Source organism: Njordella calcicola (assembly GCF_056494125.1).
Genome location: NZ_CM151396.1, coordinates 1,326,790 through 1,339,904 on the forward strand (window position 1 = coordinate 1,326,790; position 13,115 = coordinate 1,339,904).

Below are 13,115 nucleotides of genomic sequence, written 5' to 3' on the forward strand. Positions count from 1 at the left end.
CAATTTTGTATCCTAAAGGAGTTCACTGCCTTATGCAACCGGTGTTCCTCCAAACGCTTCCAATATTCGCAGAAGGTACCACGTCCCTCCACTAGATCAAATTGACGGAAACCCGCCCTAGGGCTTTTGAAAGCCCTAATTTAACCCGGGTCGCGCAATATTTGACTATGTGGGAGTTGGTGCGTAGTATTGATTTGCGTGTTTAATGGAATGTGAAATCGCTCTACGGAGATAGAATCTTGCAAGCCCCGATTTCGGGAAGCCTGCTGGCAATGCTAGCAGTACTCCCTGATCCTCGTGGGCGACAGGGACGACGCCATCCTTTGGCTGCAATGCTCGCAGCCGTCATTTGTGGACTTCTCAGTGGTGCAACTGGCTGCGCTGCCATCTCGCAGTGGGTCAGGACTCAAGAAACGCGAGTCTGGCACTGGTTGGGGGGCAAACGCAAACCGCCATCGGAAAATTGCTTTCGCATCTTGTTGGCTCGATTTCATTGCAGTGGCATTGCATGCCTGTTGAGGTGGTGTTGAAGCGACTCGCAGCCTTCCAACCGTACCGCCGAGTATCCCGTGGTGGGAACCAATGGCCCAGATTCCCACTGCCAGATTCCACCGTCCCTCTATTCTGCTCCGCTGCGATTCCGAGTCCGACCACAGACCGTCGCCTATGACGGATGCCGGTATAATTTAGTCGAACAGCGATGTTACGCGGCGAACGAGGCCAAACCAGTCGCCTCTTGAGACGTCGCGGGAGGTCAGCCGGTGACGGTCAGGTTTTCGGAGGCGGTTGGGGTGAATCTGATCTCCATCCGCACCATCATGGACTGCCGCCCGAGTTCAAGGCGTTACATTTAACCAAGGTCGGATATGAGTTGTAAACGGTAGGTTTCTGATGAACTGGGTTTGCCTTTATTGCGCAGAGTTAAGCGGAGTCCCGTGGCTCTTGTATGGGTATTCGACACGCGCGGATGGACTGTCCGCATTCGCGCACTGGAGGCGTCACCAGATTGGCACATTTAACGGTGGCGTTAACTTGGTCGAATACCAGTTGGCAGCCGATGATGCTGCTGTCTTGGTCTTTCGAGGTAACCTGTCACAGGCATCGACCACAATCACCCTGGCTAATCATCAAACAGTAGCAGTCCAACACGGTGGGCTGATTCCCCGACCCGACGTTCTGTCCGCCCTCCCCACAGCCGACTCGGCTGGAGTACCAGTCTCCCTTTCCGATCAACTCACACGACCCGCTACACACTGGCAGACAAAGGCTGACTTACTCCTCGACGCCTTTGCGTCCCATGCGGCACTTCCCGCTGACGAGCGCGAAGAGTGTCTTGTTCGCATCCTCAACTGTATAAGCGACGCAACAGGCATCGACTTCCTGGGCCATGACGCCGGGCGGTTCGGCAACTTTGAAGACATGCGTTACCTGCTCGGCTCCTACGATCAGCCCGACGGGTTGTGCCACCGCCCGGAGCGGCCGACGGACAATGCCGGAGCCTCCGTCGTAGTGTGGGTCGAGCCGCCCCTCTCGGCCCTGTCACCGTTACTCATCGGGTGCCGCCTTTTTAACGGACACCCGCGGGATGGCCGCACACTCGTTCTCGATGAAATCAAGCGTTGGCCGGCACCTGGTTTACCGCCGCTCCGATTCACGGCATCCGAACCTATCTCCTCATACGAATTGTCTGTGTGGGCCGAGGCGGACGGCCGTCTGCTAGCACGTCAAGACGAGTGGGTGATGAGACTTATTGGCACCAATCTCGCAATGAACGACCCGTCAAGGGCGGTTAGCACGGCATGGGACCGTGGTCTGCCGGTGCCGCTCCGGCAAAGAGTTGCGGCCGCGACGGGAGTCTCACATTCGCAGATTGTGGTCGGCGGATACAAGAATGACCCGTGGGTTGCAGCGGAGGATCAAAAGAGGGCAATAATCCACCAACTCGGACCAGCGGCCGGGCCTGGAAGGTTCTTTCCGGCAGGAGATGAACACCACGTCGAAACCATTCTATTCTTGGCTGGCATGTTCAATAGGCATGGGGTGACGAAAGTTCTAATCGCCGACCCTTACCTCGACAAGACGGCGATAAACTCGCTGCTGGTTCGCGTCCGAGAGGTCCCGGAAGTGGTGCTGCTGTCGAGCCATGACCGGCCCGATTTGAGACAATCAGAGCGGTGGTGGAAGGGAAGCCTAAAGGTCACTATTCACAACTGGGTAGTGAGCATCGCCGACTGGTGCCTGAAACCCACCGCGTCTCCTCCGGAGGAGCCGATTGCTGCCCTAATTGAGGCGTGCAATCAGCACAGAAACGCTCTGCCTGCTAAGGTGCGTGTATTGAATGTCTCCCATGCTGACGGGAAGGGGCAGCAATTTCATGATCGCAATGTGGTTGTAGAGCTGAGCAGTGAGGCACGCGAGGTGTGGAGTCTGACAAATTCGCTAAGCATGGTGGCGAGGCGGTATCCACTTTTGGTCACGCTTGTCGATCCCGGTGTTGGACGCGCCGTTGCCGACCATCTTTCCCAACTCCAACGAGGACAGGTGCCAGGCAAAACCAACCTACGCGCAGAAGTTCTATGGGAGAAGCCAACACCACAGGCGACCAAGTCACCACCTGCAAGGCCAGAAATGGTTCAATTCCAGGCAGGTCCTCGCGTATTGAAAATACTGCTCCCAGATTTCTCCCCCGAGAAGCGGCTCAGTGAGGCCGTAGCTCAAGGGCTACTCGAACCAGACGCTGCCTCGGGAAGCACCACTTGGAAGGTGCCGACTGCGAAGCACGCGGAAGTGGCAGCGAAGTGCGTCTTTGCCGTTCTATCGGCTGGTGACCGCGCTGCGGAAGTCCTCCGCGCCCTCGGAGAATGGGCGTACCACGGAGGACTCGGCGAGACGGAATATGCTTTTAACATGGCCGTCGTCCCACATGCCGAAGTCGCACTACGTGATGTCCTCCGCTCTGCGCCCACCCCTGTAGTTTCTGGCCCTCTCGACGTTCGGAGACCAGCACTATTCCCCGAATGCCTGGATGGTGTCCATCACTACATTAACATGAACGCGCCGATGGACATGGAGCCTCGGGGCTCATCAGGCTTACAATTTGCCGCCGGCATTCTGTGGCGTTTGGCCCCGGAACGTCTCGTCGCTGTCGCCGAAGAGGTAGGAGGCAGTTGTATTACCGGTTGGCTTGCGGCGGAAGCCAGCAATCTTACTCAAGCGCAAAGCCAAGCTCTCCTCCGGTCCGGCAACGGACGAGTCGTAGCACTTGGTGTCACACTCTTATGGGACCGGACACTCGATAACCTCGCCCTGCCCGGGGCACGGATCGCGGCGATTGAGGCTGCGATGGTAGCGGCCAACATCTCGCAGTTCGACCGCTACCTCGCCGAGCTTTCGCTCACCGTACCAGGTAGCCGTTCGGCAGCCGAGCTTCATCAGTCAATTACTGCAAGTATCGCTCAAGCACCTCGGCAGCTTGACGCCCAGTCGCTGGAACGGCTCATCGGGATTCTCTCGACCAACGGCCCGCTCCACAGCATTGTGCGTGTCGGTGCGCTCGCACACCTCATCCCGGATCCGGCCGTTGCGATCGAATTGCATCAATGGTGCGTTGACAGGGTTACACAGAACCTGCACTTCCGAAACGCTGCTGTGCCAGAGAGATCATCAAACAGTCCACCGTGGGACAACGTGGCGGTCCGTGAAGCGTTTGCCCGGTCCTACTGGCACGTCCACGGTAATCAAACGCCAGTAAGTTATATCGGGGACATCCTACAACGCCTCAATTTCAGAGCAGTCGATACGCCGCTGTACCCCACCCGCGAATACGGGAAATGGAGTGAACAGGTCACCGCACTTCTATGGGGGATGACACTCGGCATCGAGGTAGTGAATGCCGCATCAGCGGCAAACCGTCCCACCGCCATGCAGGCCGTGTTGCCGGAAATCATCTGGTGTTTACGCGAATTCCGACCGGGACTTTGGCATAGGTACGGTGATTTGCAGGGCCTTCTCGCCGCCCTTGTTGAAAAACTCTCGGCGTGGATTGATGACCCCGCTACTTCACCTCCGGCCCGAACGGACTGGGACAATGTGCTCATTCGTGCAACCATACCGGAACTCTGGAGGTTGCATGGCATACTCGGGTCGAACCACCTAACCCAGGCCCATGCGGCCGACCTGCCCAACTTGACGCAGAACCCGGCGTCGTCCCCTAGTTTGTGCGAAAGGCCTCGCAATGGTCCTACGCGAAACTATCTCGTCGCTTCCTTTGAGGCTCGAAGGGCAGCACTGCCGAACCTGGCCGCGAACCTCGACGCTGCGCGGGATTCGCTGATGGCATGGTGGGATGACCGTTATCCTGGTGCATGAAAGCAAGCTGCAATGCCAACGAATGACGAAGCTATCGACCTGACCCGAAATGAGCTTGTCGCTTTCTGCGAAGAGTTCTTGATGCATCCGTACCTACCGAGCACGGCCAGCATTATCGTTTTGCTTCCCGTCTCTACCAGGCAATCCAAGAGGATGAGCGATACCAAACAATCGGAGGTATTCGGATATGCCGGGTCCAGAAGGAGTATCCAACCCATAAGGATTTATCGAAGTCCCGCCGGCAGCATTGGGATGTATCGCTGATTGCCAAGGCGGACGAGCTGCCTCGCATCCAGTACCCGTGCGATCACCTCTCACTCGCCACCGTCGTCGAGTTCGGGCTGAACTGCGACCTTGAGCACCTCCAGGATGACATTAAGCGTCTCGCGCACGCCGACTCGAACGTATACCAAGGCTTTGCTGCTCACCTCTTCCGTCTGTCAGCAGTGAAGGAGCGACCATCGGCCAGGGACTGGTCACCGCGTTCCGAACGTTTGCACGCGACTGACGCTATCCAGTCGCTCCTGCTCGGAACGACCGTCGAAGTTTATCTCGGAGTGTTCGATCCGACGAACACGAACCCGACCGGTCTATGGCGAATCACCGCCAATGAGATCGTCACGCTCGCCCCGGTGGGGCTTCCTCCCGAAGCGGCCAGTCTCCCAGACAATCCGAGCGACAATAGCTTCTAGGACCACCAAGGGCTGAACGTAACATGCATTGAGCCTATTCGCTTTGTCAATTCCCGTCGGTCAAGGATAAACACCGCGATGCAATGCGAACTGCGTCAATGATGGATGACTGCAATGCCAGTGCCCTGGTCCCCATCAGAAAAAGTTCAATAGCCGTCTTGTTACCCCGACTATTTTTCGAAATGAGCCCTTCGGCCAAAACGTCGAAGGGCTTTCTCATTGCACAGCATGATTTGAGACTCGACCTAAAAGTTCAATGATCGAGCTGGATTTTTTGAGATTCTGGATGAGATCTCATAACTCGTTTTGCGGTCGCACGATACGTCCTCCAAATTCTGTCTGCTGTTTGGGTATTCCATCCTCAATGCGATGACGCTGGCCCCGGTAACGCTATACTGAAGAGCGTCGGTGAATCGTCAGTAATGCCGAACATGGCGTTGCAGTGGTGCTGCAGTAGGCCACGCAGCTTTTACGGAGTTCAGAGGTTCCTCAGCCATCCCCGGCCACCGAGCTTTAACACTCGGCGAGGGAGGCGTTAATCTGGAGTGGAGCATGATGACGCAGACAGTCCATCCACTGAAGCCGTTGACACCCGATGATCGGCTGGGACACATTCCCTATGCGTTCAGGTACACGAGCGCGGCGCTCGGCTGGCATGGGCTTCGAGTCGAACACGACACGCGGCAACCCGCAAGCGAAATTGTTCACCCCCCCCTCGAATGTCTATGGCTTGTCCTAACGGGCAAGATCGTCCCAGAGCAAACCGACCACCGTTGCGAGGATGCTCGGTACAACGGGGACGGCTTGCCGAACGCAATGAATCTCCTGCCGCCTGGCGTCGAGAGCCGATGGCGGTGGCGCAACACGGGTGACTTTACTGACTCGACTCACTACCAGTTGTCCCCGGCCTTGGTCGCTAAAGTCGCTGAAGAGGCATTCGATCTCGACCCGGCTCGCGTTCATTTTCCAGTTCGCTACTACGACCGATCCAGCCCCGAAGTGATTGAGACCCTTACCGCTCTTCGCCGCGAACTGCTCACCGGCGGGCCAGGCACGCGGCTGTGTGCCGAGTCGCTGGCAAACGTGCTGGTCGTCCAACTGATTCGACAGATGTCCAACAGGCAGTTTTCCAACGGGGGAGTCTGCGGGGCGAGCGGCCGACTGGCGCGGCATGCGTTGCGGGAAGTCGAAGAGTACATCCACGCTCATCTCGATCAAAACATCGCCCTCGCCGACCTAGCCAATGTCGCCCACCTGAGCGAATTCCACTTCGCCCGACTGTTCAAACAGACGACTGGACTGCCGCCGCATCAGTTCGTCATCCACCAGCGCGTCGAGCGTGCTAAGCGTCTCATTGCCGAGGGACGGCTCTCGCTTGCCCAGATCGCGTTCGAAGTCGGCTTCAGCGATCAAAGCCAACTCACCCGGCACTTCAAACGGCTCGTTGGCGTCACCCCCAAGCGATTCGCCTGATGAGAGCAAGATTCGCTAAAAAGTCAGCAAGAACCGCCGATACCATCCGGATTCGGTCATCTACTCTTTCATGCAGACATCGCGGTGTCGCGATGCAGCATAGAGTACTCTTCTCTCTAGGAGAAAATCATGGCCAAAGTCAACAAGTGGATGATCGACCCGAACGATGCGGTGATGCTGCTCATTGACCATCAGAGCGGGCTGTTTCAACTGGTCAAGGACATCGAGCTTCCCGTCCTGCGATCCAACGTCGTCGCCCTGGCGAAGGTAGCCCGTCTCGCCAAGGTTCCGACCTTCACGACGGCCTCGGTTCCCGACGGGCCGAACGGGCCTCTCATCCCTGAAATCCACCAACAGAATCCTGACGCTGTGTACGTTCCGCGGACAGGCCAAGTCAACGCCTGGGACAACCCGCCATGGGTCCAAGCCATTGAGAAGACTGGCCGCAAGACGCTGCTCATCGCCGGCACGCTGACGAGCGTCTGCATGGCGTTTCCCTCGCTCAGCGCCGTCGTCGCTGGATACAAAGTCTTCTGTATCATCGACGCATCTGGCAATCACTCCCAAATGGCCACCGACCTGACGCTCGCCCGCATTACTCAGGCTGGCGCGATGCCGATCGACACGTTCGCGGTACTGGGCGAGCTAATGAGCACCTGGAACCGCCCCGACGCGATGGACTTCGCGGCAGTCATGGTCGACCTCGTGCCGCACTACCGGGCGCTGATCGAGAGCTACGACAAGGCGCAAAGCGTGCAGAGGGTCGGCCACGAGACCAAGCTGGACAAGTACCAAGCCAACACGAGCGAAGAATTGCTTCACGCTCATTGAGCTAGCCAAGAAGCCCAACCCGACACTGCACCTGACCGGGGTCGCATGTTCGCTTTGTTGCGTTCATCGTCGAAACGCGGCCCCGGTGGTTGAACGCAAGCGTTGATCGATTTCGTGACGTGAGGATTGCAATGAAAGCGATAGTGCTTCAATCATTTGGCGGCCCAGAATCGTTCGAGCTTTGTGACGTACCCAAGCCCGTGCCGCAGGCGGACCAAGTCCTGGTCCGAGTCCATGCAACCTCCATCAATCCGTTGGATTACCAGGTTCGACGTGGCGATTATCCGGACTTGGTGCCACTGCCAGCCATCACCGGACACGACGTATCTGGCGTTGTCGAAGAAGTCGGGATCGGGGTGACGAGCTTCTCTCCAGGAGACGAAGTCTGGTACACGCCGCAAATATTTGACGGGCCAGGAAGCTATGCCGAATACCACGTTGCTGCCGAAAGCATTGTCGGAAAGAAGCCTGCCTCGTTGAGCCATCTTGAGGCGGCAAGCCTGACTTTAGTAGGCGGTACGGTGTGGGAATCGCTGGTCGTACGTGCGGCGCTAAGAGTAGGCGAAAGCATTCTTATTCACGGTGGCGCAGGAGGAGTCGGGCATGTGGCGATCCAACTCGCAAAAGCGATAGGAGCGAAGGTGTTTACCACGGTGCGCGAAGCAAACTTTGATTTCGTAGGAAGTTTGGGGGCCGAAGTAGCTATCGACTACAGGAAAGAGGATTACGTCGACGCCATCATGCAGGAAACGGGTGGCCGGGGAGTCGATGTTGTACTGGACACCGTCGGCGGTAACACATTATCGCGCAGCCCCGACACACTTACGCAGCTTGGCCGCGTCGTCACCATCGTAGACACTGCACAGCCACAGAACGTCATTGGCGCTTGGGGCAAGAACGCGAGTTATCACTTCGTTTTTACAAGACAAAACCGCGGCAAGCTTGATGAGTTGAGCGCACTGATCGAGCGTGGTCAGTTGAAGCCGCACGTCGGCGCCGTCTATTCGCTCGCCGATATTCCGCTCGCCCATACCAGGCTGGAGAGTCCCAATCACGGTATTCAAGGAAAGATCGCGATCGCAGTCGACCGTCGGCTTGGAGAATCCGTCGATTAAGCAACACCGACAACTTATCTGTACCCGATTTACCATCGCAACTTGCCGATAGTTCAGCTAGACGTGCTTGTCATTCCCGTGCTTGGGCGGATTAGGCATTGCCCACCCAGCCGCGGTGTTTCGACAGGCCACTAGTCGCGATCGGCTGGAATGTACGGAATCAAGCCGTTGAGATAGGCCGCTTCCTGCATCTCTCTGGGAGCCTCGCGAATGTCTACGATTAAGCCGTTAATCGAGAGCATCCAAACCAATGGATTATCGTCTAGATTACTAGGTAAAGTCCATTCGGGATCTAGTTGACAGATCTTGAGCAGCTTGCGGATATCTCTGGATTTGGCCGAGCTACTGCTCTCGCTGACTCCGAAGTATTGATCGATATCCTTTAATCGCATATACGGCTTTTGACTATTATCATCCAGAAAATTGACCCATCCAATCACTCGAGCAATACCGCTGGCCCAAACGTTTGGTTTTCCCTGCAGAAGTGGCGAGGGACGCTTCCTCGCTAATTTCATTGCCAGTTTTTGGCACATGGCAGCATACTCTTCATTGAGCTGCTCTTTGCAAAACTGGTCTAGCAAAACCAGGATTGAGTCGACTTGATCATTTGCATTGACTTTCGCAGCACGCTTGGCTGTCGATTTTTTCAACGGTTTGGTGGGCGAGGTTTGGTTCGGTATAGCGGCGTCGAGCCGAGGTAGACTTTTGACGAGACCGTACCGTTCTGAAGCAACTAGGAAGTCCTTGATCAACCCGTCATGCATTTCGGGAGTGATTTCAACTCCATAACTCATCATCGCTCCTTCATAGATGATTTCATTCTTGTAGGGCAGCAGAACCAAATCGACTAATTTGGGCATCGACCGTACAAATTTGGAAAAAGGCTCTGATAAAGCTTTGACGGCATAAGGGATATAAGGTGGCGTCGATGAAATGAAAAGTGTATGGTCTTGCAGTTCTTGTAACATAATAAACTGTCCAGCCACCGCATGCTTCCATGCTGCGACGATTTCAAGTTCCTCAGAAGATAACTGCGCAGGATTTTCTTCAACAAATTGGTCGATGAGTTTTCGGTCTGCGAGCCAAGCATCTCGTACTTGTACCTGCTTTTCCGGGGCAAGTTGACTCCACTGGTCTGCCGAATCTACTTGGTCGGTTAAGATACCAAGTCGTCTATTGACGAAGAATGAAAACGCTCGTTGGAGTTTGTAGTACTTTTGAACTTCTGCGATGGGTAGAAGCATCGGAAAACTTCGCGTGTTGAGGGAATGGAAGCTTGTTGATCCCGAGCTGCAATGTATTGGTGTAAGATTCGTGCAGAACCGCGCACTTGTCAACGGCGTGGTGGAAATGGCAAGTAGTATGGGTGGGGGATTATCTCCGTTCTCTGCGAGTTACACCACACGCGTTGACATGGTGCGATTTAGCGGCGATAGTGCAGGACATGGCATGGGAAAAGTCCGCAGATTCTGAGCTCGGTTTGTTTGTCGCACGCAACGCGCACCGTGCGGCTGCGCATTTGCCGTTCCTGGTCCTTTATACACGCTACTCGCCACTTTTCTACGCCTACTTCTTGGCTCGTTTGGAGAAAGATCGTGCGGTTGAATTAAATGAACGCACGTGGAATTCCGCTTGGCGGACAGCGGCGGAATTCTTGCACAGTGGCCTCACCTATCGAACGTGGTTGCTCCATCTTGCCCGAGCCGAACTGGACGCCTTTGTGACTAGGTCCCCTGCCCCTTCGGCGATGACTCCGCTGGTCCATTGGATCGACCCGGGGGTACCCCAGACCGATGCTATCTGCCAGCTTGATCAATCAATTATTGCGAAACTTGAGAAGTCATGCCGAATGCTGACCGACGATCATCGAAGACTTTTTCGAGCGAAAGCAACGGGAGTGGACGCAGCGGGCATTCAAGGGAACTTTGGAATTGACGCAGAACGGGCCGAGAAATGGTTTGCCGCAAGCGTCAAGCAGTTGGAGGGATCTGGGCAGGGGGCCACTGCGCGGCTGTTGGTAGTCGATACCCCTGAGCCTCTCTCTGACCTAGCTTGGTGGTGTCAGCGTCTTTTATGCTCCGCCAGTATGCGTCAGTGGGTTTCAGAGCTCGCTGCGATACTTCAATGTGCGGACTCCAACGATGTGCTGGCTCTGATGGATCTAGATATATTGCTGGGTGATCAAGCGGAGTTAATTTACGAGCAAGGACTGGTTGGGTTGAGTCGCTTGCAGTTGCAGCGGTTGTTACAACGACCTTGGTTGTTGCTGGAACTGCAAGCTCGAATGATTGAACGAGGAGGGCGATTGTGGCTGGACACGTTTAATGCCCAACTAGTCGGTGAGGATTTTGACCAGCAGCAAACCAAGATGGAAATGACGTTAGGACCTGAAGCGGTTGGGCTCGTGCGAGCAAAGCTTCAAAGTGTTGGTGGTGAGCAAGTAGATCTCGCTGAGGATAAATTCTCAGCCAACCAAGCTAGGTTTGCTAGGTGGTTCGTTGTTGTGAGTATTGTTGTATGTGTGGCGTTGATTGTGGTATGGGGGGGGATGCAATGGCAACGCAATCGTCGAGCGACCGAAGTCACGAATTGGAGTAACACACTCAGGGACACGCAAGCAGTAGATAGCCGCGAGTATTTGGATGCGTTGGCCGTGTTGGCCCAAGAGTGGTTTAGGGACCAGCCAGCTAATGCAACGCAGTTAAAAATACGTTTGGGTGCGATGAACAACAATCTAACATGGTTGTCGACAGAGCATCATGCTGCGTTGCCGGTCGAAGAGCGCAACTGGCTAGCGCAGTCAGCGAATAAATGGAAGGCAGAGTGTGAACAACTGCTGCAAGCAAGCGATAACGATTTTCCGTTGGACGCGGCCAATGCACTGGCTGTGGAGATAATCAATGCATTGCATCAGCGAGCAGCTCTAGTTAATCGGTAAACTCGATGTCAAAGTCCCCCTAGCTTAACAGCTTGCAGGTTGATTGTAGCAGTTCACGCAATTGCGACTCGTCAGAAGTCAATTGGATCGTTATCTTCGATAGAAACATGTCCTTTTCAGTTCGCTCGAAGACGTTTGAACTATGCTGCAACGACGCACTTCTGGAATACTACTTCATCCAACATCGCTGCCCGGTCCCTATGGAATTGGTGACCTCGGGTCACACGCTTATCAGTTCGTGGATTACCTGATCGCTGCAGGACAGTCGGCTTGGCAGGTGTTGCCATTGGGGCCGACAGGCTATGGCGATTCGCCCTACGCGAGCTTCTCTAGCTTTGCGGGGAATCCGATGTTGATTAGCCTGGATCGACTAGTAGAAGATGGCGATTTGGAATGGACAGAAGTTGTTCCACGCGATGACTTTCGTGATGACCGAGTTGTGTATGGTTCGGTCATTTCTTGGAAGATGGATTTGTTGTACCGAGCGGCCGAGCGATTTTTGCGCGAAGGCAGCCAATCGCGGAAGCTTGCCTTCGAACATTTTTGTCAGCAGCAAGCAAGCTGGCTTGAGGACTTTTCTTTATTCATCGCATTGAAGAGTCACTTTGAAGCAAAGGCTCAACAGGAACATGCTTCTAATTCAATGTGGAATGTCTACTGGGACCGCGACATCAAGTTGCGTGAACCTCAGGCAATGGCACATTGGCGAAAGCAGTTGTCGGGTCCTATTTCCATTCGCAAAGTCTTGCAATACTACTTCTTCACGCAATGGTTGGAGTTGAAGCACTACGCGAATGATCGAGGTGTTTCCATTATTGGAGACTTGCCGATCTTTGTAGCGGCAGACAGTGCGGATGTGTGGGCCTCGCCAAGACAATTTATCGTGGACGAGGAGTGTCGTCCGACGATTGTGGCAGGAGTACCGCCCGACTACTTTAGTGCGACCGGCCAGCGTTGGGGGAATCCCGTTTACAACTGGGATGCGATGCGCCATGACTTTTTTACATGGTGGGTAAAGCGATTTGAGGGCACGCGAACTTTGGTCGACATCATCCGGGTAGACCATTTTCGTGGATTCGAAGCTGGCTGGGCCATTCCTGCCCATGAAGAAACCGCGATCAATGGCGAGTGGGTGAAGGCCCCCGGCGAAGAATTGTTTCGGGAGGTTCGCAAACGCCTGGGCTTACTGCCGATCATCGCGGAAGACCTGGGTTTAATCACACCCGCGGTAGAGCAGCTTCGCGTTAGCCAAGATTTTCCTGGGATGAAAGTTTTACAGTTTGCGTTTGATTCGATGGATCAAGGAAGTACCACGTTCCTGCCGCATAATCATGTGCCTGCGAGCGTCGTATACACAGGCACTCATGATAACGACACGACTGTAGGTTGGTACGAGAAGAGCAGTGATCATACGAAGCAGCGAATTGAAGAGTATCACGGCCGATCGATCACCGATCCAGCTTGGGACTTCATTCGGATGGCACTCGCCTCGGTCTGTCGGACTGCGATAATGCCGATGCAAGACATCTTGTCTTTAGGCTCGGAGTCACGAATGAATCAGCCGTCGGTAGCTGGTGGAAACTGGTCATGGCGGATGCCACCAGACTATGCAAGTCAAGATGCTGCAGATCGGCTTTTGTACTTGACCAAGCTGTATCAACGCGACCCTGCGAGCCAACTTTAGTAGATTAGTAGATG

General features: G+C 55.0%; 9 protein-coding genes. 8 read left to right on the forward strand and 1 reads right to left on the reverse strand.

Annotated elements, in window-relative coordinates; genetic code table 11:
* Positions 1-272 precede the first annotated feature (272 nt).
* The 6 genes from SH302x_RS05020 to SH302x_RS05045 all read left to right on the forward strand — a co-directional run bounded on the left by SH302x_RS05020 (position 273) and on the right by SH302x_RS05045 (position 8,479).
* Positions 273-530 (forward strand): transposase family protein, encoded by a 258-nt coding sequence (locus tag SH302x_RS05020; RefSeq protein ID WP_479369241.1) that lies wholly within the window; start codon positions 273-275, stop codon positions 528-530.
* Positions 531-891: 361 nt separating this feature from the next.
* On the forward strand, positions 892-4,368 hold the full coding sequence (locus SH302x_RS05025) for a VPA1262 family N-terminal domain-containing protein (protein WP_479367632.1): 3,477 nt from the start codon (positions 892-894) through the stop codon (positions 4,366-4,368).
* A 446-nt stretch (positions 4,369-4,814) separates the two neighbouring features.
* The gene (locus SH302x_RS05030; protein WP_479367633.1) at positions 4,815-5,060 is read left to right on the forward strand and encodes a hypothetical protein; all 246 of its coding nucleotides are present in this window, start codon (positions 4,815-4,817) and stop codon (positions 5,058-5,060) included.
* A gap of 552 nt (positions 5,061-5,612) precedes the next feature.
* Positions 5,613-6,533, forward strand: a complete 921-nt coding sequence (locus SH302x_RS05035) for a helix-turn-helix domain-containing protein (protein ID WP_479367634.1) — start codon at positions 5,613-5,615, stop codon at positions 6,531-6,533.
* Positions 6,534-6,662: 129 nt separating this feature from the next.
* Positions 6,663-7,364 (forward strand): isochorismatase family protein, encoded by a 702-nt coding sequence (locus tag SH302x_RS05040; protein WP_479367635.1) that lies wholly within the window; start codon positions 6,663-6,665, stop codon positions 7,362-7,364.
* Between the two features lie 143 nt (positions 7,365-7,507).
* Entirely contained in the window at positions 7,508-8,479 is a 972-nt protein-coding gene (locus SH302x_RS05045; protein ID WP_479367636.1) for a zinc-dependent alcohol dehydrogenase family protein, read from the forward strand.
* A 131-nt stretch (positions 8,480-8,610) separates the two neighbouring features.
* Here SH302x_RS05045 and SH302x_RS05050 read toward each other — a convergent pair whose 3' ends face one another.
* A complete protein-coding gene (locus tag SH302x_RS05050) occupies positions 8,611-9,723 on the reverse strand; it encodes a DUF6398 domain-containing protein (RefSeq protein ID WP_479367637.1) in 1,113 nt (370 codons plus the stop codon).
* A 200-nt stretch (positions 9,724-9,923) separates the two neighbouring features.
* On the opposite strand from SH302x_RS05050, the gene SH302x_RS05055 reads away from it, so the two are divergent.
* The gene (locus SH302x_RS05055) at positions 9,924-11,417 is read left to right on the forward strand and encodes a hypothetical protein (protein ID WP_479367638.1); all 1,494 of its coding nucleotides are present in this window, start codon (positions 9,924-9,926) and stop codon (positions 11,415-11,417) included.
* Positions 11,418-11,559: 142 nt separating this feature from the next.
* Complete coding sequence (gene malQ, locus SH302x_RS05060; RefSeq protein WP_479367639.1) at positions 11,560-13,101, forward strand: 4-alpha-glucanotransferase; 1,542 nt, start codon at positions 11,560-11,562, stop codon at positions 13,099-13,101.
* The last annotated feature ends 14 nt before the right edge of the window (positions 13,102-13,115 follow it).

What these genes read in the sequence shown, in the direction of transcription:
- SH302x_RS05020 (WP_479369241.1), top strand. Translation starts at nt 273, where the DNA reads ATGCTAGCAGTACTCCCTGATCCTCGTGGGCGACAGGGACGACGCCAT.
- SH302x_RS05025 (WP_479367632.1), top strand. Translation starts at nt 892, where the DNA reads ATGAACTGGGTTTGCCTTTATTGCGCAGAGTTAAGCGGAGTCCCGTGG.
- SH302x_RS05035 (WP_479367634.1), top strand. Translation starts at nt 5,613, where the DNA reads ATGATGACGCAGACAGTCCATCCACTGAAGCCGTTGACACCCGATGAT.
- SH302x_RS05040 (WP_479367635.1), top strand. Translation starts at nt 6,663, where the DNA reads ATGGCCAAAGTCAACAAGTGGATGATCGACCCGAACGATGCGGTGATG.
- SH302x_RS05050 (WP_479367637.1), bottom strand. Translation starts at nt 9,723, where the DNA reads ATGCTTCTACCCATCGCAGAAGTTCAAAAGTACTACAAACTCCAACGA.
- SH302x_RS05055 (WP_479367638.1), top strand. Translation starts at nt 9,924, where the DNA reads ATGGCATGGGAAAAGTCCGCAGATTCTGAGCTCGGTTTGTTTGTCGCA.
- malQ (WP_479367639.1), top strand. Translation starts at nt 11,560, where the DNA reads ATGCTGCAACGACGCACTTCTGGAATACTACTTCATCCAACATCGCTG.